Raw genomic sequence first — 25,098 nt, forward strand, 5'->3', positions numbered from 1 at the left:
TAGGTAATCTAGTAAATTAGGGTTTTACTAAAACCCATGCTAGAAAAACTTAAGCGCTTCAAGATTCTACAAATCTTTGTAATATACCTCAGATACCTCATAGGCTTTGCTTGGGTATATGCCAGTATCGTTAAGATCCAAAGCGAGCGCTTCACTAGTGTGGATGGCATCAACGCTCCTATAAATTCTGCTTGGCACATGTTTGAGACCTTTTACCAGTCGGGTATCTACTGGAATTTTATAGGTTGGTCTCAGTTGCTCATTGGCGGCCTACTGCTTACCCAAAGATTCAGTTTGTTAGGCGCTGTTTACGGGCTCCCCATCGCTGCAAACATCTTTGTGATTACCCTTTCCTATGATTTCGCAGGAACGCCTATTATAACTGGCCTAATGCTGCTTGGAATTATATTTCTTCTCATATGGGATATACGAAACTTACAAGTACTGCTTTTGCCGAGAGAATTTACATATAGAACACCTGACAAAAACGCAGAGATCTATCATAAGAACTGGATGTACTTAGGACTGGTCTATTTCTGGGGCACTATCTTAAACAAGGTATACTTCAATACTCACATGGGCTTTTTCCTCTTCATGGGGGGATTCGTGTTTCTTGGGATTTTGACCTTAGTCATTACCGTCACAAAAATTCCCTCTAGACCTCTACAAGGCTGATTTGGGTAAATTTTTGTCTAACTTAGTAGTAACGGCTTTCTGGTAAAAAAAAGTTGAAAATTTTTTTTTGACGTAAAATATTGGCGACAAAACACTTAGTAAAATTCCCTAAAAAAATCTTCAGAAATTTTTCGCAGATGTTTTGCATTGTAAAATCCGCGTTCTATCTTTGCACCACCAAAACGGAAACGGAGTCAGTAAGACAAAGCGAAAGTTAAGAGGTCCGGTAGTTCAGTTGGTTAGAATACATGCCTGTCACGCATGGGGTCGCGGGTTCGAGCCCCGTCCGGACCGCAAAAAGCTCTCAGAAATGAGAGCTTTTTTTGTTTTATGGCCTCCTTCCCTGGGTCAAAGACTGAACCTTGGGAGTAATGGGTGAGTTAGTAGATATTAGATTTATCTGACTTTTGAAAGTTTCCTTCCTCTATTTGATTTAAAACTTCCTGATTTTATCGTATCAGATTCTTAGCAGTGGATTTGAGTTTGCTTTGTAAGTAAAAAAATGGAACGTGAAGGATGATCATTCTCCTCTTTTGAAGCCTCTGAAAGTTATCACTAGACCTTAATACCGAATTCATTTTGAAGCCTGGTGCATAATTTCTATACAAATTTCCTTTATCCTTTATCAAAATAAAGAGGAGATATCACTTACTACATTGAGATAATTCGCCCACCTGCGCCTTTTAGGCTCTCTTGTGAAGAAGTTGCTTCGATACTGTTTATATAAGAAATTTAGCAAAAATCTGGCATATTTCCAAGCATTTGAGCAAAAAAAATGAGCACCGAAGTGCTCATTCATTAAGTATCTGGGATACATAAGTGGTCCATCTGGAATCAGGAATGCTTTTATCTAAATAGTAATCCGGCTGTATGCCTTTTCCGTCAATGGCAAAGTCGGGAATTCTTCTGCTTCTGGACAAGGCATACCCCAATTCAAACTCACCGCAAGGAGATGGCACAAAATACATATTAGAAATATCTAAAACCCCAAAGGTGGTAGTACCAAATAGCTTCACCTTCTTGCTTTGCTTAGCGGCAAGCAGAAACTGCTCGTCCGTGCTTCCGTTTTCATGGTTGATGATAATCCCCACCTGTTTTGGATAAGAATAAACGGTATCTCTCTTATCCACCATAACCGGATCCATCAAACTGACGAATTTACCTAAGTCGGCCTGTAGCTTGTCGTAAGACTCCTTCGCCCATTTCTTTCCTTCTTCATCGAATCCGTATTCCGGTTTAGAGATAAAATCTAACATCCGCTGGTTATTCAAAGGTGTAGATAAGAATTCAACTCCCATACTACGTATAGGATTGGTGTACAAGTATGGGAGGATTCCCTTGTAGCTCACATCGCTCCCTCCTGTTCCGTTTCTAATGTCTATGATCAGATTTTCTGTCTGCAGAATCTTACTTTTGTTTGCATTTAGTACAGAATCAATGGCTGACTTATACTCATAACTGAAAGAAGGAATTCGGAAGTACAAGGTTTTGGGATTCAAGTACTCCATGAAAGGTAATGCGGCCGACATAGACCTAAAATATTGTTCCAACGCGGGCTCGTCTCTAAACTCAGGATACTTACGTTTTAAGGTGAAAGTTCCTATTCTCAGCGTATTCTTCCCTTCCAGGTGGAAATTATCTGCATGTACTGCCGAGTGATCTCTCATATAGAAAACCGCTTTATCAGGGTGTACGGAGAATCTTAACTTTACCTGACCCTTTGTCCAGGTTGGAGTGCCAGATTCCAGGATAAAGCCTACATATTCCTCTTCCATTCTTTTAATTCCTATGGTATAGGGTTCAGTATACCAAATACCTTCAAAATCCGCTTCTTTCTTCATTTTGAGGTACTCCTTAAACTCCTTTTCATTCACAGATACCTTTTCCCATGATGAAAAATCCTGTTCTGGTGCAGGAGCACTGGATGTGGAAAGGGTAATTCGGATAGAAATATGGCCTGACCTAAAGAATTGCAGCCATTCATATAATACTGGAGTACATTCAGTTAAAGTTGTGATGGATTTTACTTTTTCAGCGATACGCTGGTTATGATCCAAATACGCCTGCCTACCTTTCATCAGCAAGGCGTATTCAAATCCGGCATCGTTCTGTTCAAAAGTGGTTTTCACCCATTCAAAGTTGCGGGTGCAATCGCAGCTCTGTGCAAGAACCTGTTTAGTTAGTAAAATAAGTAATAGCAGCTTTTTCATAGTCGTAGAAAATCGTTTGACTATAAAAAAGAAATATCTGTGCCAAAATTATATTATTCTTATTATCAGTAGCTTACAATTTTGACTATCCTACAATATGTTCGAAAATGATACAAACAGTGTTCGGGGGTGATACAGTTTTGGGCTAGTACATTGAATCTAATGCTGGAAAATGTGCTGATCCTCCTGACAGTAAGAATACTATTCCTAAAGTGAAGTAAGAGACAGAAATCGGAATGAAAAAATCATCTTGAATAATGCCTAAAGGGCTCAAATGATCCAAGTAAGAAAAGGCATAAGTTCAGCTATTCGGCCTTGTCGAAGACAAAACCAGACTACCAGAACTTTATAATAGACTATTTGAAAGGTTCCCGCAGCTAACCAAATCTTTCTATAGACTTCTCACCTCAGCCTTTCTTCTTCCACCCATTCGTCCCAACTGCTCCCCCAACCCTCATAGTGGACCTTGTACTTTCCGTCCTTAACTTCTAATATTTTACCTTTGTACCATGATCCTGACCAAAGGATTTCTACCGTTTGTCCCGCTTGGAACTTCGCTTTGGCATTACTTTTCGTTTCCTTTCTTACTGGAGAGGTCTTACTAGGTGTTTCTGTTTTGGTACTTCCCCATCTAGATCCCGTTGCAGCATGCCCACCAACCTCTCCAAAGAGGAAAATCAACTGGTCTGTCTCCTTCTTATACCAAAAATCATAGGTATTCTTGCTCTTATCTTCCACCCGATAATAAGTCACCCCTTCCTGCGCATACCAGGGATTTACCGTTTTCAACTTCCCTTTTACCTCACCCCACTGATAACTACCATCTGCCCGAACCTGTAGTCGGTTCATGGCCGCACCAGGTGTATACTGCCGGTACACCGCATCGTCTTTTGCTAGATAGGTTACCGCTCCGGGTATCCATACCTCCCACTCTCCTGATACTTCTTTGAAATTAGCCTTTTGCCATAGCAATAGCACAAACAATAAAACTCTCATTCTAAAAACATTATAGGGATATTTAATGATGAAGATACTAAATTTTCTATTTTCTTAAAATTATCAAAGTACTAGAACTTAATTCTCCTTATAATTTTAAAAAAAATCTCTCTACCTCAAGCCCTCTCCCACTTCCACTTTTATATCCTAATTATTAAGTACTTATACTAAAAATTATAGTTTTTCAATAAGATTTTTCACCTTTCTTATATTTCTACATAATACCTGAATCCTCGGGAACATTTTGCCTCCTCTGCTCCTTAATTTTGCATTGAAAAAGCGAGGAAATGGCAATAAACACTTCATATTCAGATGTCCCGGCACTCAAAATTCACTCTACAAAAGTGAGAGTTCGCTGGGCCGTATCTGCCTTCTATTTTTTCCAAGGTCTATGCTTTGCTTCATGGGCCAGTAGAATTCCCGATATCAAAGCTGCCCTAGCCCTTTCAGATGGAGCTATGGGTTCTATACTCTTTGCCCTACCTGCCGGTCAAATGTGCACAATGCCCATTTCAGGTTATGTGGTAGGTAAATACGGTAGTAAGAAGGTCATGCATTTTGCTTTACCTCTATACTCTTTAGCCATGGTGGTGTTGTCCCTATGTACAAGTTCTTGGCAATTAGCCGCTGCCCTTTTCCTCTTCGGCGTAACAGGTAATTTCTGTAATATTTCAGTTAACACTCAAGGCGTTAACGCTGAACGCATGTACCACCGCCCCATCATGTCATCCTTCCACGGAGCATGGAGTTTGGCCGGATTTGCTGGTGCATTGATCGGTTTGTTGATGACCGGATTCGATTTGAACCCTACTCAACATTTCGCTATCATCTCAGCCACCGCTTTCATAGCTACCTATGCAAACGTTAAATTCCTAGTGGAAGATACCGGTGCGAAGAAACAAGCGGTTAAGGAGAAAAGATCATTCAAACCTGATCCCCTCATACTTCAATTGGGTATCATAGGCTTCTTCGCCATGTCAGTAGAAGGGGCCATGTTCGACTGGTCAGGGGTATACTTCCAGGATATAGTGGGTGCCAAAGGGGCATGGATCAGTCTTGGCTATGCCTGCTTTATGCTGATGATGACTTCCGGTAGGTTTCTTGGCGACAAGATCGTGGCGAAAGTGGGCAAGAAACGTGTGATGCAAATGAACGGCTTAATCATCCTTCTTGGATTCATGCTTGCCGTCATCTTCCCTTACGTACCTACCGCCGCTATAGGCTTCCTACTAGTTGGCTTCGGGGTTTCAACAAACATTCCAAACGTCTACAGCTTAGTAGGCCAACAAAACAAAATCTCTCCAAGTGCAGCCCTGGCCGCTATCTCAAGCATCAGCTACCTGGGATTCCTGCTTGGACCTCCCATGATAGGTTATATCTCAGAACTGGTTAACCTGAGATTCTCCTACGCCATAATAGCCCTTTACGGAATCATGATTTCTGTTATGGTTACCCGACTTAAAGTCATTAAGTAAGAATATTTCCATCCAGAATTCCTTGATTTTCAACGGTAGGTTTATATGTTTGTATATCAACCTACCTGAAAATCATGCGAATACTAGTCCTCTGTCTTCTAACCCTATTTACAGCCTGTAAAAAGAAACCAACGGTTCTTGATGTCTCCCAACTCCCCGTTGCCTCGGAAGAGCAAATCGAGAAATTAATGGAACAATTCATCGACGCCAAAGATGGATCTACCATCACCATCCCGGAAGGCTTCTTCGAACTCCCCGGCCAACTCATCCTAGACAAAGTCAATAACGTAACTGTAAAAGGCGCAGGGATGTTTCAAACCGTACTTTCATTCAAAACGATGAAAACGGGAGGAGAAGGAATGAAGATCAGCGGAAACCATATCATTCTGGAAGATTTTACCGTTACGGACGCTCCGGGTGACAACCTAAAAACCCAAAACTGCGAAGGCATCACCTTCAGAAGAGTAAATGCCACCTGGACACATGGCAAAAAATCAGAAAACGGCACTTATGGTATCTATCCCGTTCAATGCAAAAACGTACTCGTAGAATACTGCGAAGTAAGCCATTCCAGAGATGCCGGAATCTATGTAGGACAATCCGAAAACATCATAGTGCGTAATAACTATGTACACCAAAATGTAGCCGGTATAGAAATAGAAAACTCTGACAATGCGGAAGTTTACGACAATCACGCAGAAAACAACACGGGAGGAATATTGATCTTTAACCTCCCTGGCCTCCCAAAAGCTTTTGGAAGCAAAACAAGAGTATTTAATAATCTCATTAAAGACAATAACCACGAGAATTTTGCAATCTTCCAGGACGGAAACCCGGTCTCCATGATTCCTCCCGGAAGTGGAGTTATAGTCTTAGCAGGAGATCAGGTGGAGATTTTCAATAATAAGATCATAGACCATAAAACCCTGGGTATAGCTATTGCCAGCTACCATATTACGGATCTTCCTATCCCTACACATCCCGGTTGGACTCCCTTCACTTCCTCCATTTCTATTCATGACAATACCTATGAGCGCCCGGTGGCCCTCCCTGATTTGAGTAAAGATTGGGGCAAGCTGATTGCCGCAAAATGCCTGAAAGCACCGGATATCCTATATGACGGAATCTTAGATGAATCCAAAGGAAAAGATCATTCCACAAATCCTATGCAGATCTTTATAGACGAAAAAGTGGAAGATCTAAGATTCTTCCGTATGGTCATCCCCGAAGATGGTAATGTGATGGGGATCAAAATGGACAAAAATGTAGACCTGTTTAAAGGCAAAAAGGAAATGAAAACGGATGCTAGCTGGTTATGAGATCTTGCTTTTTTATGGCTATTTGCCTTTTATTATTTCAGTGTACCAAAGAGGAAGCAAATACCACCTTTCCGTACCCAAAACTATCCGATTACCAACTTTTCAAAGGTGAGATGAAGCTCCTCTCCCCTAATGACGAACTTTTGGAATTTGAGCCTACTGCTTCACTCTTTACAGACTATGCCTTTAAAAAACGCTTTGTAAAGATACCCAAAGACAGTGTGGCTCATCTACCGGAGCACCCGGATGAACCTATCGTGTTCCCAAATGAAACCATACTGGTGAAGAACTTCTATTATCCTTTGGACTTTTCAAAACCAGAAGGAGAAAGGAAGATTATAGAGACCCGACTATTAATTCGTACCAAAAATACCTGGGAAGCCTACACTTATCTTTGGAACGAAGCACAAACTGAAGCTTTATTAAAGAATGTAGGGGCAACGGTGCCTGTCACTTATTTCGATAAAGACACGGTCAAATTAGACTATGTAGTTCCTCAAAAAACCCAGTGCCGCTCCTGCCATCAAAGAGACGGAGAAATGCAGCCCATAGGGCCTAAAGGTAAACAATTGGCTGACCAACTGAGCCGATGGAAAGCCCTAGGAAAAATAGATTCTGATCAATTTACAGGTAAAAAATTAGTACCTCCTTTTGATCCTAATTATCCCCTTGAAGACAGGGCTAGATCCTATTTGGACGTCAACTGTGGGCATTGCCACAGTTCCACCGGACCTGCATCCACCTCAGGACTGCACTATAACAGAGAGGAAACCCGCAATTTTCACTTGGGAGTGATGAAATCTCCTGTGGCAGCGGGTCTAGGTGGCGGTGGATTAAAATTTGACATCAAACCGGGTTCCAGTGAGGAATCTATAGTGGTCTACCGAATGAATTCTACTCATCCCGGTGTCATGATGCCGGAACTGGGAAGAGTTACGGTTCACCAGGAAGCTGTGGACCTGATTAGGGCATGGATTAATTCACTTTAGTTTTTTTCTGCTTATTTTGCACTTCAACCTTACCGAGATGAAGATGCGCTGGATACTGTTTTTGCTTTTGAGCACCTCTTCCCTTTTTGCTCAATTTCGCAAAATAGATATGCGTCATGGCCTCTCCTATAATTCTGTCATGTGCCTGCTAGAGGGCTCTGACGGTCGCTTATGGGTAGGAACCCGAGAGGGACTTAATCTCTACAACGGCTATGAATTTCAGGTCTTCAAACACAAGCCGCAATCCCCCCAAGATCTTTCGAATAATCACATCAACATCATATATGAAGACGAAAGCAAAAACATCTGGATAGGTACGGCTAACGGCCTTAACCTTTACCAGGAGGGTAAATTCATGCACTGGCTTCCGGACCCTAAAGGCCTTTCTAATGCTTACGTGAAGTCCATCTTACAGAAAGACGAGAAAACCCTATGGGTAGGAACCTCAAACGGACTTACGGTAGTAGACCTACCTACTAAAAAACTCACCCAACTTCGACTTCCTACTTCTGAAGCTAATAATATCATCTCCCTATTCAAAAGCAAATCAGGAAGGATTTACTTAGGGACCAAATCTGGAATTTATACTTATCAAAATGAAAGTTTCCAGCCCCTACCATTTTTACAAAACCTGGAAATCAGAGACATAAAAGAAGACAAAGTGGGAAAGCTATGGATCGCTACAGAAACAGATGGAGTTTATGGAATAAAAGATCATGTTACAGACCACTGGACAAAAGAAGACCAGGGTGTTATTAGCAATCAGGTAAGAAAACTACTGGTAGAGGAAGAAACAATCATGGCCGCCACTTTAGGCGGAATGTATATTGCGAATCTAAAATCCGGCACCTTCACCAACTTCTCCTATTCCATAAATGATCCTGACGGACTAAGCAGAGGAAGCATACATGATATTTGTAAAGATAAATTTGGAGGTTACTGGATAGCTACCTATAGCGGTGGTTTAAATTACTTCCACAGACAAAACAACCTTTTCAAACACTACAGACAACTTCCAGGAATCCCTAATGGTCTCTCCGAAAATGACGTTAATGGATTCGTCCAGGCGAATGAGGGTAAAATATGGGTTTCAACCGGTAGAGGCCTTAACCTTCTGGATCCTAAAACCGGAAATTTTCAGCATTTTACTGATGTATCAGAAAATGGCCTTTCAAACCGCATCATCAAAGCCTTAGCCAAAGACAAAGAAGGGAACCTATGGATTGGAACCTATAATGGCCTCAATTATCTCAATGCTAAAACCCTGCAATTTCGACATTACTTCCATGATCCTAAAAGGAACTCACTTAACCAAAACCAAGTACATGCCTTGTATTATGACGCAGATGGGCAACTTTGGATAGGTATGAATATCGGGGATCTTCAAATTTTTGATCCCAAAACCCAGCAGTTTACCTCTCTTCCAGGTATAGGGAATATAATATCATATATATATGAAGACAGCAAGGGATATTTATGGCTTGGAACCCGGGCAGGATTAAAATGTCTGGACCGTAAAAACCGCAAACTGATGGATATCAGCAATATCATTCGAGGATATGAAAATGAGCTTTTGTATATCAACTGGATCTTAGAAGACCACCAAAAAAGAATCTGGTTAGCAACTCAAGGTTCGGGTCTCTTTATGATCGAGAACCAAACTTTACATTGGTTTGGGAAAGATAAAGGTCTGAGTGGAAATACCATTAATGCTATACTTGAAGATGAAGACCATAGACTTTGGATCAGCACTAACTCCGGAATTTCTAAAATTGAATATAATAACAAAATTCTCACATCTACTGACTTCACTGAAGTGCATGGGCTACAAGGTCTACAATTTAATCCCGGAAGTGCATTCAAAAGTGAAGACGGCACCCTCTTTTTTGGAGGAATAAATGGATTTAATGCTTTTAGACCTGAAAACATAGTCAAAGAGCTGTATTTCCCTAAAGTCCATATAGACCAGATAAGAACTACCTCAGGTAAAAGTCCCGAGGTATTCCGTCCAAAACTAGGAGAAACTGTGATCTTGAGTTACGACCAAAGAAATGTAGTAATAGACTTTGCTGGCATCCATTTTATACATCCAGAAGGCGTTCAATACCGTTACAAACTAGACGAAGGATGGATAGAGACAGGAAATCATAGATCTATCAATTTCACCTACCTTCCTATAGGGAAACACGAATTAAAGATCCAGGCCACTTCTCAAGCCGGAATATGGGGAGAGGATCACACTTCTATTCAAATTCAAGTATTACCTCCATGGTGGAGAAGCCATTGGGCATATATAATGTATGCATTGAGCTGTATGGCCATCATATCTTTGATGATACGGGAAGCCAAAAAACGCAACCAAAGAAAGATGCAGGAGCTATGGAGACAGAAGGAGCAAAAGATGATGGAAAGGCGTTTGGAATTCTTTACAGATATTTCTCATGAGCTAAGAACTCCTTTAACCTTGATCTTAACTCCCTTAGAGAGATTATTGAATCACAATGATTTACCGGAAAATGTGAGTAAGTCATTGCATTCCATCCAAAGAAATGGGAAAAAGATGATGGAAATGATCTCCCAGGTTTTGAATCTTAGAAGATTTGAGGAAAGCCAGAGCGATGAATTATACCTCAAGAAGGAAGCATTAGATGAATTCTTCAAAGAAATCCTCCTATCATTCCGACCACTAGCTATTGCCAAACATATAGATTATCATTTCGAACTTTCTCCTATTCATGCCTGCATTGATACGGCAAAAATGGAGATGATCCTTCAAAACCTACTTTCTAATGCATTTAAATTTACTCCTGAATTTGGACAAGTGTATGTACGCTTGAACTCCCAAGATACAACTTGGATATTAACCATTTCAAACACCGGTAAGAAGCTGGAAAATATGGATCATCTGTTCCATAGATTCTATTCTAATCGCTCCAAAGAAAATCCTCAAGGTACCGGTTGGGGCTTAGATCTCTGCAAAAGAATGGTAACACTTCATCAAGGACAAATATCCGTACAGCAATCAGAAAAAAATGAAGTCTTCCATACTCATTTTAAAATTGAAATCCCCTTCCTTCAAGAAGGCACCGAACACGCTCCGGAAGTCCTGCTTGAAGAAACATCAGATCTACTACCGGAAGAAGCCTTACCTAAAACAGCCGAAAGACAAATTCTGCTATTGGTTGAAGACAATAGAGAGATAAGGCAAATGATTAAGGAAATCTTATCACCCTATTATCAAATTAGAGAGGCTACTGATGGAATGGAAGGATGGAATATGGCTCAAGAAATCAGTCCGGATCTTATCATCAGTGATATTATGATGCCACAAATGGATGGGATAGAACTTTGTGGGAAATTAAAAACAGACCCTAAAACCAGTCATATCCCCGTCATATTGCTTACGGCCAGAGCTACGGTAGCTTATAAGCAGGAAGGATATGAAACAGGAGCAGATGCTTATATCACTAAACCCTTTAGTCCTAACCTCCTTCTGGTACGTATTAAAAATCTCCTTCATCAACGTAAAGTGATCAGACTGCAACTACAAGTTGAAACAGCTTTGGAACCGGGAGAAACTTTAGTAAATAGTATAGATGACAAAATTCTGTATAGAACACGGGAATATGTAGATAAACACATATCGGATCCCCATTGGAGAATTGAGGACATGAGCAAGGAACTGGGATTAAGTAGAATGCATTTACATAGAAAATTAAAAACCTTAACCGGTATGACTCCGGCGGAATTTGTAAAACATATTCGACTAAAAAAGGCCGCCAAAATCCTACAAGAAAATACTATCAGCGTGAAAGAAGTCATGTTTCTGGTAGGCTTTGAAGATGCCGATCATTTCAGAATTAGCTTCAAAGAAATGTTTGGGGCACCTCCTTCAGAATACAAAAAGCACTGATAATCAAGACATGTTACATATGCCCTGTATCCTTGTTACACCATAATTTTTGCTTTCTTCAACCTCCTCCTAGTTTTGTCTCTTCCTCTCAAAAAGGGGTTAATTTCAATCTTAAATAATATATGAAACAAGCATACCTCTTGTGGCTGTGCCTATTTATAGGATTACACGCTCATGCACAAAGTCGGGAAGTTTCAGGACGTATTACTGACTCTTCCGGCGAAAGTTTACCCGGCGTTAGCGTCCTTGAAAAAGGCACGAATAATGCCACCCTTTCCGGTATTGACGGAGATTTCAAAATTCGTGTAAATTCACCTCAATCTGTCTTGGTCTTTTCCTTTGTGGGAATGAGTCCGAAGGAAATCCATGTGGGTGATCAAAGTAAAATTCAAGTAAGTTTAGAAGCTGCGCCCTCCTCATTAGATGAAGTAGTTGTAGTAGGATACGGTGTACAAAAGAAAAGTGACATTATTAGTTCTGTGGTATCTGTAAGCACAGAAAGTGTAAACAAAGTACCTACCAATGATCTAGGGGAAATGCTTAGGGGAAAAGCAGCCGGAGTGTACGTCACCTTAGGTGACGCCGCTCCGGGAAGTTCTTCAAACATACTCATTAGAGGCAGCAGATCACTTACAGCAGGAAATGCTCCTATAGTAATAGCTGACGGAGTTCCTATTGGAGGGATCAATGATGTAAACCCGAATGACATAGCCTCCATAGAAATCCTCAAAGATGCCGCCGCCCAGGCCATATATGGTGCTAGAGCATCCAATGGGGTCATACTGATCACAACCAAGAGAGCTAAAGAAGGAAAAACTACCATAGATTACAATAGCTTCTATGGCATTCAGACCGTAAATAGAAACTTCGACGTGTACTCCGGAGAGGAATTCGCTCAGTTAAAAAGAGAAGCATACAGAGCGGATAACAATAATCATTATTTGCCTGACGATAGAATCTTTACTTCTATAGAACAAGAAATCTTAGCCAATAAAGAATTCATCAATTGGGAAGATGAACTTCTGAGAAAAGCTAGTACTCAAAACCATAACCTGAGTTTTGCTACAGGAACAGGAAAAACCAGAATATACACTGGCTTAAATTATTCCCTGAGAGAAGGGGTTATTCCTGGCACAGATTTCCAAAGAGGTACTATTCGCGTTAACGTGGACCAATACATTAATCACTGGTTAAAACTTGGTGCTAACACCTCGTGGCAACTTTCGAAAAACAACAATCCGGGCACCGGTGAAACCTTGCTTCGTGCAGTAACTACGTCACCTCTTGGTAAAATCTACAACGAAGACGGCACCTATAGAATCTATCCTACAGGTGTTCAGGAAAGCATAAACCCCCTTTTGGATCTGGCAGAAGTTTCAAATACACGTAATGACAGAAATGACATCATGAACGTATTTTTGGACATTACTCCTTTGAAAGGATTTTCCTACAGATTTAATGCCAGTAGAAGATCTTGGAACAGAAAAACATTAAACTACTCTACGGCTAATTCCCTTCTAGGATTCAGAAGAGGAGGAATGGGCAATGGATTTATGCAATTTGAAGATGAGTCTGAGTGGCAGCTTGAAAATATCATCAACTACCAAGTCGAAATCCAAAGCAAGCATCATTTGGCGGGAACTTTTGTTCAAAGTGTGAGCAAGAAACAAGGAACTAGCTTTAGAAACAGTGCCAACAATATCCCGAATGACCTATTAGACATCTGGGGGCTACCCACTGCTGAAAGTAACATTCCTACCGTGTCTGCCAGTTCCAGAGGATTGTTATCCTTCGTGGCCCGTCTGCAGTACGACTTCAACCACAGATATTACTTAACGGCCTCCGCAAGAGCTGATGGATCCACTGTCTTTGGTGCCAACAATAAATGGGCCTGGTTCCCCGCTATGGCATTAGGATGGAACTTACACGAAGAGGATTTTATGGAATTTGTTCCAAAATTATCTAATCTCAAAGCTCGTCTGAGCTACGGTAGCGTAGGGAACGAAGCCATAGGAACTTATAGAAGCCTAAGCACTGCAGTGCAAAGAGACTATCTATTCAATGACGTAAAAAGAATAGGTTATGTTCCAGGCGACTACCTACCTAATCCTAATTTGAAATGGGAAACCTCCACTACCCTGAATGCCGCTTTGGACTTTGGTTTCTTCAATGAACGTCTTTCAGGTACAGTCGAATATTATAATACCAGGACCAAAGATCTCCTAGCTGAACTTTCCTTACAAGCAGATATAGGTTATACCCGAATGCTTAGAAACGTAGGTGAAGTGCAAAATCAGGGTATCGAACTTAGTGTGAATGGAATCCTTGTAGAGAAAAAGGACTGGACACTTAGTACGGCACTTTCCTTCTCCAGAAATAGAAATAAGATCTTAAGCTTATACGGTGAAAAGGACGAGTTCGGAAATGAACTAGATGATGTGGGGAACCGCTGGTTTATAGGCTATCCAAAGGATGTTTATTACCAATATGTACCTGACGGCATTTGGCAACAAGGTGAAAATATAGTAGCCAGCCATCAACCGTCCGCCCAGCCGGGTGATGTCAAAATTAAAGACGTAAACGGTGATGGTATTCTGAACGATAAAGATCGCGTAATTATTAAAAGAGACCCGAAATGGTTTGGCACTTTTAATATTACCAATAAGTTTAAAGGAATAGATTTCTCTGCTGATATTGTAACCGTTCAGGGAACCATTCGAAATAACGCTTTCCTATATGACTACTCCTCAGGTGGTTCTTTGAGAGGTATATTAAACGGTATAAAGGTAAACTACTGGACACCTGAAAATCCTGGAGGAACCTGGCCCAGACCACAAGAGTCAAATGATAGAACCTATATCTCTACTTTGGGTCTTCAAGATGCCTCATATGTAAGACTTCATACCCTGACATTGGGATATACCTTTCCTAATATGGCAAAATGGAAGATCAATAATCTAAGAGTGTATGCCACCGGGCACAATCTCTTCACCTTGACAGATTTCCAGTCGTATAGCCCGGAGAAAAACCCTAATGATTACCCTGAAGCAGTTTCTGTAGTGGGCGGAATTCAAATTAACTTTTAGAAAATGATGAAAAGGTTAAACATATTAATCGGAACGATATTATCCCTGACAGGGCTTATCTCTTGCGAAGGTTTCCTAGGAGAAGAACCTATCACCCAAGTATCAGTAGACTATATCTACAATACTCCCGATGGACTAGAAAGCGGTGTAAACGCCCTGTACAATCGTATGAGAAACTACAATATGCCAGAAGGTGAAGGAGACCCACTAAAGTCGGTCGCTTTCTTTATAGTGGCCACAGACCTCGGTCTTAACAGAACCTGGCATACACCTTACGGTCCAAATCATACACCACAAGGACACCCTGCAAGAAAATGGACTATGGGATACCAACTAATTGATAGAGCAAATGCTATCATTAGCAATGCACCGAAGGTTGAAATGCTAGAATCGAGAAGGAATCAAATCCTGGCACAAGCAAGGATCATTCGCGCGGAGATCTACTTCGATTTAATCCGTATGTATGATAATATCCTTTTGGATACCACTGCTACTACACCAGAAAATGCTTTTGAAGAAAAAGTATATATTCCTGCTGATCCTGTTGAAGTTTTTCAATTAATTGATGCTGATTTAGAATTTGCTACTACCCATTTGCCTTGGACGGTAGAATATGGCAGATATGGTAAAGGAGTTGCCCACCATTTGGCTGGTAAATCTGCTTTATGGCAGAAGAAATGGGATAAAGCGGCCAGTCACTTTGATGCCATTATTCAAGATAATACCCATGATTTATTGCCAAAAGATAGGATAGCAGAAGTTTTTGGCCAAAATGCCAAACACAAAGAAGCCTTATTTGTATATGTTAGAGATGAAATCACCGGCGGAAATGATAACCTTCCTGGAGGAGGACCCACGTGGATTAGTAGCTTTTTCAACAGCCGTGTGTATGAGCTTTCTAGCAATGAAATGATACGTTCTGTAGAGTATGGAGGAGAAGCATTAGGATGGTCTTTCCCTAACCGTTATTTGCGCTCATTGTATGACGAGTCTAAAGACCTTCGCTTCTCCACCTACTACTACCCTACTAAACTGATTGTCAACAACCCAGCTTCTCCGAATTTTGGTCAGCCTTTAGCTGAAAACAAGTATGAAGATGATTTCAGAAGATATCACTGGAGTCTAAAAAAATACCACGATTCCGAAAAAAAGGTGGGTACAAACAATAGCTACAAGGACATCATTTATTACCGTTATGCTGAAACCCTATTACTCGGGGCCGAAGCACATTGGAGACTAAGTGGAGAAAACGCCAATGATCCCATTGCACTTGAATACATCAATCAAGTCAGAGCCAGAGCAGGTATAGAGCCTTTCACTAACTTCACTTTAGATACCTACTTAGAGGAATCTGCTAGAGAACTGGCATTCGAAAATGAAAGATGGTTTTTACTGAAAAGACTAGGTCTACTCGTAGAGCGCGTAAACAAATACTATGAGATGGGCTCAAACTCTACTAATATAGCAGTGTACCCTATGGCTCCACATATGGTAAGGATGCCTATTCCTCAGTCGCAAATAGACCTAATGAGAACGTTCCCACAAAACGAAGGATACTAAGATGAGAAAAATACTAATTCTGCTATCTACGCTGGTAGTGGCCTGTGGTAGTGATGAAAAAGGTGGAAGTAACGTACTACCTGAAAGCAAGGTACTTAAAGACAAAGCCAAATATGCCATAGGCGCAGCCATCAAATCTTCACTCTTTTCGGAAAGTGCGTATACCTCCGCTTTAACCACCCACTTCAGCCAAGTGACTGCTGAATGGGAAATGAAAATGGAACCCATATGGGCCGGACATAATCAATACAAATGGGACGGAGCAGATAAGATCATAAATTTTGCCTCTGCAAATGATCTAAAGGTCCATGGACATACCCTGTTATGGCACCGTTCATGGCCACAATGGTTCAAAAGTGCAAAATATGATTCGGCAGCATTTGAATCTGCGGTAAAACAATACATCCAAGCTACTACACTTAGATACAAAGGTAAAGTAGTAAGCTGGGACGTAGCTAACGAGATATTCAATGATAACGGAACCCTACGGTCTACAGACTGTCCGGTTTTCGCCACCTTCAAAGATCCCATTGGATTCTATGGAAGATGCTTTCGCTATGTCAATGAAATGGACCCGGATGCTATACTGTTTTACAATGACTATAACGTAGTAACTGCATCTAATAAAAGAGCAGCAATCAAACGTATGATTACCAGGTTCCAAAAGGAAGGCGTACCCATACAAGGTATTGGAGATCAGTTTCACTATAAGGTGACAACCGACAAGAACGCTATCAAAACCGGACTAGCAGATCTAGGATCCACAGGATTAATGGTTCATATTTCAGAATTAGATATTGTAGTTAATACTGCACAGTCTGAGGGATATGAATTTAGTGGAAACGAGGCCATAAAGCAGGCTGAAATGTATCAGTATATTGCTGAATCATTTGAATCCCTTCCAGCAGCCCAAAAATTTGGAATCAGTTTATGGGGAGTCTCAGATAAGGATTCCTGGTTGCGTTCCGACTGGCACCACAAAGAGTATCCCCTACTATTCGACGATTATTATAAAGAAAAACAGGCTTATAAAGGCCTATTATCCGGCATAAAACAATGAAATACGCTTATATCTTACTCGCATTTATTTTCTTGGCTTGCGAAAAAGACGAAGCCATAGATTATTCTCAGTTTACTCCTGGAAAACTGGAAGCTACTCAATCCGTCTCCGCCATTAAGTTCGGAGAAAGTGTAGTGTACAGAGACTTATCCACCAAAGTACATCGCAGAAATTGGGTCTTCCCTGGAGGTAATCCGGCCTCATCGACAGACTCTGAAGTTACGGTAACATATCCTGTAGGCGGCTCATATAAGGCCGCATTGAATATTACTTTTATTGATAATCAAAAAGGCAGTGTATCATTTGATGTAGAAGTTGAAAAAGATCCAAGCAAGGAACTTCCTGAATACGACTTCGGCAAGACATATGGCTTATATACTGAATCTCCCCAAATCACTCCAGGTCTGCCATCTATACAAACCATAGATATGAACCAATTCCCCGCCACCCGGATTACAGATGCCCTAGAAGGTGTAGAAGCATTGAGGTTCGCGCCTACAGGAAATTCGGACTGGGCTATGGCGGCACTACAAGCCAAAAATGCTTCGCAAATCAATATCAGTGCATTTAAGGACGGTTTCTATAATATAGCTATGAAAACGGAATGCCAGGCAAGTTTCCTACTACGTATTAGAAGTGCAAATGGAGGAAATGCCATCTTGGAGTTCACAGCGAAAGGTGAGGAATATGGACTTAAAAGAGATGGTAGCTGGCATTTGCTCTCTATACCGGTAAAGGATATCCTATCAAAGGATCCCACTTTAAATCTCAACCAAATTACTGACTTCTTCCTATTCAGAAGCAGCCCTGGAGACGTGAGAACCATAGATAATTATGTATTCTATGTAGATCACATCTTTATGTCAGAGAAAGTAGAAGAAAAAAAATAAGAACACATGAAGAAATTGTCACTTAAGGCGAGAGCCTTATTTATGGCCCTACCATGCCTTATGGCTACCTCACTTTGGGCACAAAGCTCCTTTCGGACGGTTCAGGCAAGACCTAATGCTGACAGCACTGAATGGAAAACATATACGGCAAAAACCTTGGATCGTTTACCTTTCCAATTGGACAAAGACCCGGAAGTTTCTCTCTATGGAGGCTGGAAAATAGATCAACCTTTTAATGGAACCGGCTTCTTCCGGGTTGAGAAAAAAGCAGATAGATTCTGGTTAGTAGATCCTGAAGGATACCCTTATATCCACAGAGGAGTGGCCGTTTTTAGACCCGGCCGCTCTGCCCTTCAGTCTAAATCCATGTTAGAAAAATACGGATCTAAAGACTTATGGGCCATAAAAGAATCTGAACTACTATTGGAAAATGGCTTTAATGGCACAGGAGCATGGTCTGATCATGATGCTTTGAAAGACAACCATTCCTCTTTAGTCTACACCATCATTGTCAATCCTATGGGCTCCTATAAGGCGGATCATTTAAAAAGATTCAATGGAAAATATGAAATGGCTGGTTGGCAAGGCTACCGGTACGATCTCGTCATGGTTTTTGATCCGGAATTTGATCAATATGTAGAGAAATCAATGGCTCCTTTAGTCAAATACAAAGAAGACAAATACCTTCTAGGGTATTACACCGACAATGAGTTACCATGGAAAAACGATGCGCTAGACCGTCATCTAAAGTATTTGAAACATGATGAATACGGATACAAAGCGGCTAGGAAATGGCTGGAAAATAGAAGAGGGAAAAACGCTTCCGTTAAGGATATTACTGATGATGACCGACAAGCATTTAATGCCTTCTACTTTGAAACTTACATGAAAAAAGTAGTTTCTGCCCTAAAAAAAGTAGATCCAAATCATCTTTATTTAGGTTGTAGATTCAACCAAGAGAAAGAAGAATTGAGTAATCCGGTCATCTTCCAAGTAGCAGGCAAATACATGGATGTAATTTCCATCAACCACTACAGAAAGTGGGAGCCGGTACAAGAGATCATGGCCAACTGGACAAAGTGGTCACAAAAGCCTTTCATCATCACGGAATGGTATACCAAAGGAGAAGATTCAGGTCTACCTAATAGAACCGGAGCGGGATGGAATGTACCAACTCAAAGAGACCGAGGATACTTTTACCAAAACTTTGTAATAGAACTCCTAAAAAGCAAGGCATGTGTGGGATGGCATTGGTTCACATATCAGGATAATGATCCAAAAGACCTCAGCACTGATCCTTCTAATAGAGATTCTAACAAGGGCATTGTTAATAGCGAGTTTGTTCCATACACTCCTCTACTAGAAGAGATGAAAAAGATCAACTGGCACGTTTATGAACTAACCCAGAAGTTATAAATTCAAAATCCCCGTATAAAACGGGGATTTTGCTCTTACATTCCTCTTTGTCGCATACCTCCCGGGCCGCCCCCAGGACCTCTGCCTTGACCGGGACCACCTGAAGGCCTATTTTCTATCTCCTTCACTGGATCTTCCCTTCTTTTTAAATACTTTTTATATTGAGCATCGTCCAAGACTTCTTTCATTTCTGCATCCTTATCTGCAGTAAGTTTTTGCAAACCTGCCTTAAAGTTCTCTCTTCCTCCTAATCTACCGCCTTGAAAAGCTAATTTCATTAGATCCTGCTGAGCATAAGCATACTTTTCGGAAATCCTACTCACTTCTACGATCTATTCTTCCGTGAGCTTTAGTTTCTTTTTCATCCACTTGACTTCTTCCTCTATACGCTCTTCCGCAGTTTTGGGTTTAGGAGGGGTTCCGCCACCAGGAGGAGGGCCGTATTGGGAAAAAGCACAAAAACTTAAGACCCATAAAAGTGCCACAATCATTAATGGTTTGGGTTTCATTAATTTAGTTTTTTTCAGCATATAAATAACTCTAATCGTAAAAAAGAAATATCCATTTCATCTAATTTCTTACAAGACTTAGTTTAGGCGCAGGGTGAAAGACCAGTGGCACCGTTTCAATTTTAGGTTTATCTATACCAAAAGCCTTGTCGTCTTTTTGTACATATTTTTTAAGCCCAAAAAATGTATTCAAAACCCATCTTTCATGAAAATTAAATTCATTTTCTACAGAGATATATTTGTCCAGCACCACGAATGTATAATCGAAATTTTTTGAATATTTACTCCCTGGACCTACTTTTGATGCTAAACCCATTTCGTCCCTTTCTATCAAATCCTGTAATATCTTTTTGAAGTATAATTCACTACGAGGCTGTAAACGGAATCCGATATTTAGCACAATTTTGATTACCCTTTCATGTACTAACTCTGAGATCTCATAATTCAAGGTATAAGGATTATTAGTACGGTTAATATGATATAACCAATATACCTTGGCCTTTTTGGGTTGAGGAGAGAAAATGGAATCCATAATGATTTGTTCCACTTGGTCCCTGTGATCTGCCTTCGTTAAATACACTAAATGAGTAGAATATAGGGGAACTTGAACATCTTGGGAAAGTTCCACTATCTTAGAGGCATACTTACCTAAGGGTACAAATCGTGTATATCTATTGTTTATTTTCCTAGCTTCAAAAGAGGTATACATAATAGTCAAAAAGAGAAAGCCCACTAGTACAGTGATATATCCGCCCTCCATGAATTTCATCAGATTTGCAACAAAAAAACCTAATTCAACTGCTGTGAATACAGCCACAATAGTCCAAACGGTCCATTTGTTCCAATGGAGTTTATACCTTAAGAAATAAGCCAAAAGAAAAGTGGTCATCAGCATGGTTATGGTGATGGCTAAGCCGTAGGCAGCTTCCATCCTGGCACTGTTTTGGAAATACAAAACCACAAACACCCCTCCTATCCATAATAGGGTATTAACACTGGGAATGTAGATCTGCCCCTTGGCCTCCGAGGGTTGTTTAACCATAACCCTTTGCCAAAAATTTAAGTTGATGGCCTCATTCACTAAGGTAAATGAACCACTGATCAATGCCTGTGATGCTATAATAGCAGCTAGTGTAGCCAGTAATACACCTGGAAGAATTAATTCCTGAGGTATCAGACCAAAAAATGGATTGGCTTCCCCCAAATATTGTCCCTCTCTCGTCAATAGCCATGCCGCTTGACCAAAATATTGCACGATTAAACATAGTTTTACGAACACCCAGGTCAAATGAATATTTTTCTTTCCACAATGCCCTAAATCTGAATATAAAGCCTCTGCTCCCGTGGTACACAGGAAAACGGCTCCCAATAACCAGTAACCTCCGGGATATTTTGTAAGTAAATCCTTAGCATATACAGGATTTAAGGCCTTCAGGACCTCAGGGTATAAAAGTACTTGCTTCAATCCACTTACCAGTAAAAAAGCAAACCAGATCAGCATTACGGGGCCAAAAGCTTTCCCTACTTTTTCGGTTCCAAACCTTTGAAAAAAGAAAACCAAAGAAAGTATTATTAGTACAAGCGGAACAGTAGAAATTCCAGAAAAAGCAGGCAGTTGAACCAACCCTTCAACAGCTGAACTTACTGTCACTGCAGGTGTAATGATCCCATCTGCTAGAAGAGCTGAAGCCCCTACCATAGTAGGAATCACTAATTTTCTCCCGTATTTCCTTACTAAGGCATATAGGGAAAAGATCCCTCCTTCACCTTCATTATCTGCCTGTAAAGTCAACCATACGTATTTAATAGATGTTTGTAAAACCAAAGTCCAAAAAACGCATGACACACCACCTAAAACGAGCATTTCAGAGATCTGTCTGCTGCCAATTATCGCTTTAAATGTATAAAGGGGACTCGTTCCTATATCCCCATAAATGATGCCCAAGGCTATCATTAATGACGCTGCTGTTACCTTCTTCATATCGCCTACAAAGGTCAGCGATAAGGCATCAAGGAAGTATTAAGCTTCTAGAGGAGATATAAAGATTTTATAAAGATTCTAATCGGTAACCTACCCCGCTCACGGTTACCAGGCGCAGAGGATGATTTGGATCCTTTTCTATCTTCTTTCTTAATTGAGCCACAAAGACCCTTAGATACTGGGTTTCCGTTTGATATCCTACGCCCCAAACTTCTTTTAAAAGGAATTGATGCGTCAGCACCCTTCCGGCATGTTTTGCTAACAATGCAAGTAAGGTAAATTCTGTAGAAGTCAATTTGAGAATTTCTCCATCTAAACGTGTAGTTTGACCCACTAAGTCAACTTCTAAGGCGCCTAGTTGGATAATAGAAGAACTCTCCGTAGTATTCATGCGTAAAGCTGAACGTACTCTAGCCAGCAATTCCCCCACTCTAAATGGTTTACATAAATAATCATTCGCTCCGTTATCTAAGGCTACAACGATATCTTCTTCCTTATTTTCCACCGTTAAGATCAAAATAGGTTTGGTATACCATTCTCTTAGTTGTTTGAGTAATTCATGCCCACTCAAGTCAGGCAATCCCAAATCTAAGAGAATGAGATCTGGTAGATGACTTGCGGCTAATCTTAAACCCTCGTCAGCTGTTGCGGCTTCTATTACCTTATACTCTTGATTTTGAAAATTAATGGATAACAAGCGCCGAATTTGCGGTTCATCGTCAATGATCAGTAAAGTTCCTTTACTCATTTTTTAGTTGGTTCAAGTAAGACATTTCCACTGGCAATACTATCTCAAAAAGGGATTTATTTTTAATACGGATCTTTCCACCATGAGCATCTACAATACCTTGCACTATAGCTAATCCTAGTCCAGTACCCCCTTTTAGGGACAATCTATAAAACTTTTGGAAAACCTTTTCTCTCTCCTCTTCCGGAATCCCTGGACCTTCGTCTTCCACCGTAAGGACAAGTTGATCATTAGTAATTTGTGCCGACAAACATACTTTCCCTCCCGGTATAGAATACCTGAAAGCATTTCGGATTAGACTCAGCAGAACTAACTCTATTAAACCTACGTCTAATTTGACCAAGGGAAGATCTATAGGCTCAAAATCAATTTTTCGGAGATGTTCTTTGCTCATCTTCTCTATAACCCCAAAAATCATTTCATTTATATCCGTCCAGTCGTACTTTAGCTTCAAAGTGCCGGACTCTAGTCTACTCATGTTTAACAAACTCTCCACTTGTGTATTTAACCTTAAGGCCCCCGTCTCTATCTCCTTTAAAACCATACTTCTCTGGGCCGGAGCTAAGTTGCCATCTTTTAAGAGATCCACTCCTCCAATGATGGCAGATATGGGGGTTTTCAATTCATGCGAGAGAGAATTTAAAACAGTATTATAGAGTTCCAGGGTCTTTTCACGTTCCTTTTGGTCTCTGATTTTTGCTCTTTCCGTCTTTAATTTGTAGGACAGCACACTTGAAACTAAGGCTACAGATAGGTAAATGAGAAATAGCAGTACATTTTCTGAACTATTGATCTTGTAATGCCACACTGGCTCAATAAATACCAAATTAAGTAGCAGGGCACTCATCACCGCTACCAGAATGATGGGTAAGATATCTAACAATAATGACAGTACAGAAACGGTAAAAAGTAAGATTAGTGCTACCATCCTGTAATCCAAAACCCCTCTTAAGGTCCAACAGCAAAAGGAGATCAGAAAAACGGTGATAAAACCCAGGCCTATTTGCTTAGTTAATCGCATAGAAAAGTTATGGTTTATAGCAAATGTACTCCAGTTCTTCCTAAGCTCATCAAAAATTAATTTCGTAATTTTGGAAAATGAAGAATACAAGAATCAATTTAGCCGTTTTCAGACAGTTTTTACAATCTGGAATGGCAGGTGGAGTCATTCTCTTACTGTGCGTTATCCTTTCATTACTAGTTGCTAACTCTAACTTAGGACCTTCATTTGAATCGTTCTTACAACTTGAAATAGGCCCTGAACCTGTTCTTAAATACAGCATTTTGACCTGGATAAACGATGGCCTCATGGCTATATTCTTCCTAATGGTAGGTCTTGAAATCAAAAGAGAATTAATTGAAGGGGAATTATCCAGTCCTAAAAAGGCCGCTTTACCCATTTTAGCAGCGATAGGTGGCGCTATAGTTCCTGCCCTAATTTACCTTTTCTTTAATAAGGGCACAAATGCTGCCGAAGGATGGGGAATACCTATGGCTACAGATATAGCCTTTGCTCTAGCTATAGTTACTCTTTTAGGAAATAAAGTTCCTGCGGCTCTTAAAATCTTCTTAGCTGCCTTAGCTATAGTTGATGATCTCTTGGCCATATTGGTAATTGCCATTTTCTACACCTCAGAGCTGCATTACCTTTACCTATTGTATGCGGCCGGATTAGTAGCACTCTTATTTGCTTTTAATAAACTAGGCGTCAAGAAACTATACTTCTATCTCATCCCAGGTGCGTTTATCTGGTATTTCATCCATCATTCCGGGATTCATGCTACCATAGCAGGTGTTTTAGTAGCTATGACCTTACCTACTACTCCAGATGAGAAAGAATCACCTTTAGAAAAACTAGAGCATATTCTTCTCACTCCGGTAAACTTTGTAATCATGCCGCTTTTTGCACTGGTTAATACCAATATCCGCTTTGAGGAAGAAATGTTACATGGTATATCTTCTCCCATGGGCTTAGGTATCATATTAGGACTGCTCATTGGAAAACCTCTAGGAATTACGCTAATATCCAGAGTCGCTGTAGGATTAAAGATGGCAAATCTACCGGAAGGAACGAAGTGGCAACAACTCTTTGGTATTGGTATAATAGCCGGAATAGGCTTCACCATGTCTGTTTTTATATCTCTTTTATCATTCAAAGAGAATCATTTGTTCTTATCTGAAGCGAAATTTAGTATACTTTTGGCCTCACTCTTAGCGGGCATAATAGGCTCTATTTACCTATCCATTCTAGCTAAAAAGTGATCATTTATT

At 40.5% G+C, this 25,098-nt stretch carries 18 protein-coding genes and 1 tRNA gene; 12 read left to right on the forward strand and 7 right to left on the reverse strand.

Annotated features, from left to right (window positions below; genetic code table 11):
- Window positions 1–36 precede the first annotated feature (36 nt).
- Both LBYS_RS10520 and LBYS_RS10525 read left to right on the forward strand, forming a co-directional pair.
- On the forward strand, window positions 37–675 hold the full coding sequence (locus LBYS_RS10520) for a hypothetical protein (RefSeq protein ID WP_013408861.1): 639 nt from the start codon (window positions 37–39) through the stop codon (window positions 673–675).
- Between the two features lie 220 nt (window positions 676–895).
- Window positions 896–969: transfer RNA gene (locus tag LBYS_RS10525), tRNA-Asp, on the forward strand.
- Between the two features lie 497 nt (window positions 970–1,466).
- Here LBYS_RS10525 and LBYS_RS10530 read toward each other — a convergent pair.
- Together LBYS_RS10530 and LBYS_RS18320 are read right to left on the reverse strand one after the other, a co-directional pair.
- Window positions 1,467–2,885: a S41 family peptidase gene (locus tag LBYS_RS10530; protein ID WP_013408862.1), complete on the reverse strand. Its 1,419-nt coding sequence runs from the start codon at window positions 2,883–2,885 to the stop codon at window positions 1,467–1,469.
- Between the two features lie 402 nt (window positions 2,886–3,287).
- A complete protein-coding gene (locus LBYS_RS18320) occupies window positions 3,288–3,881 on the reverse strand; it encodes a Tudor-knot domain-containing protein (protein WP_013408863.1) in 594 nt (197 codons plus the stop codon).
- A 287-nt stretch (window positions 3,882–4,168) separates the two neighbouring features.
- On the opposite strand from LBYS_RS18320, the gene LBYS_RS10545 reads away from it, so the two are divergent.
- The 9 genes from LBYS_RS10545 (at window position 4,169) to LBYS_RS10585 (ending at window position 19,589) form a co-directional block, all read left to right on the forward strand.
- On the forward strand, window positions 4,169–5,356 hold the full coding sequence (locus LBYS_RS10545; protein ID WP_013408864.1) for an MFS transporter: 1,188 nt from the start codon (window positions 4,169–4,171) through the stop codon (window positions 5,354–5,356).
- Between the two features lie 188 nt (window positions 5,357–5,544).
- Window positions 5,545–6,675, forward strand: a complete 1,131-nt coding sequence (locus LBYS_RS10550; protein ID WP_229310408.1) for a parallel beta-helix domain-containing protein — start codon at window positions 5,545–5,547, stop codon at window positions 6,673–6,675.
- Between the two features lie 14 nt (window positions 6,676–6,689).
- Window positions 6,690–7,664 (forward strand): hypothetical protein, encoded by a 975-nt coding sequence (locus tag LBYS_RS10555; RefSeq protein WP_148225807.1) that lies wholly within the window; start codon window positions 6,690–6,692, stop codon window positions 7,662–7,664.
- A 43-nt stretch (window positions 7,665–7,707) separates the two neighbouring features.
- Window positions 7,708–11,577 carry a hybrid sensor histidine kinase/response regulator transcription factor gene (locus tag LBYS_RS10560; RefSeq protein ID WP_222836509.1) on the forward strand — a complete coding sequence of 1,290 codons (3,870 nt, stop codon included), beginning with the start codon at window positions 7,708–7,710 and terminating at the stop codon, window positions 11,575–11,577.
- 122 nt (window positions 11,578–11,699) lie between these two features.
- The gene (locus LBYS_RS10565; protein ID WP_013408868.1) at window positions 11,700–14,663 is read left to right on the forward strand and encodes a SusC/RagA family TonB-linked outer membrane protein; all 2,964 of its coding nucleotides are present in this window, start codon (window positions 11,700–11,702) and stop codon (window positions 14,661–14,663) included.
- A gap of 3 nt (window positions 14,664–14,666) precedes the next feature.
- On the forward strand, window positions 14,667–16,223 hold the full coding sequence (locus LBYS_RS10570) for a RagB/SusD family nutrient uptake outer membrane protein (RefSeq protein WP_013408869.1): 1,557 nt from the start codon (window positions 14,667–14,669) through the stop codon (window positions 16,221–16,223).
- 1 nt (window position 16,224) lies between these two features.
- Complete coding sequence (locus tag LBYS_RS10575; protein WP_013408870.1) at window positions 16,225–17,283, forward strand: endo-1,4-beta-xylanase; 1,059 nt, start codon at window positions 16,225–16,227, stop codon at window positions 17,281–17,283.
- A complete protein-coding gene (locus LBYS_RS10580; RefSeq protein WP_013408871.1) occupies window positions 17,280–18,173 on the forward strand; it encodes a PKD domain-containing protein in 894 nt (297 codons plus the stop codon). The genes LBYS_RS10575 and LBYS_RS10580 overlap by 4 nt, the downstream gene beginning before the upstream one ends.
- Window positions 18,174–18,179: 6 nt before the next feature.
- On the forward strand, window positions 18,180–19,589 hold the full coding sequence (locus tag LBYS_RS10585; RefSeq protein ID WP_013408872.1) for a hypothetical protein: 1,410 nt from the start codon (window positions 18,180–18,182) through the stop codon (window positions 19,587–19,589).
- Between the two features lie 35 nt (window positions 19,590–19,624).
- Here the strand turns inward: LBYS_RS10585 and LBYS_RS10590 are convergent, their stop codons facing one another.
- The 5 genes from LBYS_RS10590 to LBYS_RS10610 form a co-directional block, all read right to left on the reverse strand.
- Complete coding sequence (locus LBYS_RS10590) at window positions 19,625–19,912, reverse strand: hypothetical protein (RefSeq protein WP_148225808.1); 288 nt, start codon at window positions 19,910–19,912, stop codon at window positions 19,625–19,627.
- 9 nt (window positions 19,913–19,921) lie between these two features.
- Window positions 19,922–20,098 carry a hypothetical protein gene (locus LBYS_RS19280; protein WP_013408874.1) on the reverse strand — a complete coding sequence of 59 codons (177 nt, stop codon included), beginning with the start codon at window positions 20,096–20,098 and terminating at the stop codon, window positions 19,922–19,924.
- 61 nt (window positions 20,099–20,159) lie between these two features.
- Window positions 20,160–22,079 (reverse strand): KUP/HAK/KT family potassium transporter, encoded by a 1,920-nt coding sequence (locus LBYS_RS10600; protein ID WP_013408875.1) that lies wholly within the window; start codon window positions 22,077–22,079, stop codon window positions 20,160–20,162.
- Window positions 22,080–22,146: 67 nt separating this feature from the next.
- Window positions 22,147–22,827 carry a response regulator gene (locus tag LBYS_RS10605; RefSeq protein ID WP_013408876.1) on the reverse strand — a complete coding sequence of 227 codons (681 nt, stop codon included), beginning with the start codon at window positions 22,825–22,827 and terminating at the stop codon, window positions 22,147–22,149.
- Window positions 22,820–23,848, reverse strand: a complete 1,029-nt coding sequence (locus LBYS_RS10610; RefSeq protein ID WP_013408877.1) for a sensor histidine kinase — start codon at window positions 23,846–23,848, stop codon at window positions 22,820–22,822. Before LBYS_RS10610 ends, LBYS_RS10605 begins: the two co-directional genes overlap by 8 nt.
- Before the next feature lie 77 nt (window positions 23,849–23,925).
- Here LBYS_RS10610 and nhaA point away from each other — a divergent pair, with 77 nt between their 5' ends.
- Entirely contained in the window at window positions 23,926–25,089 is a 1,164-nt protein-coding gene (nhaA, locus tag LBYS_RS10615) for a Na+/H+ antiporter NhaA (RefSeq protein WP_013408878.1), read from the forward strand.
- The last annotated feature ends 9 nt before the right edge of the window (window positions 25,090–25,098 follow it).

This window comes from Leadbetterella byssophila DSM 17132, assembly GCF_000166395.1.
Classification (GTDB): Bacteria; Bacteroidota; Bacteroidia; order Cytophagales; family Spirosomataceae; genus Leadbetterella; species Leadbetterella byssophila.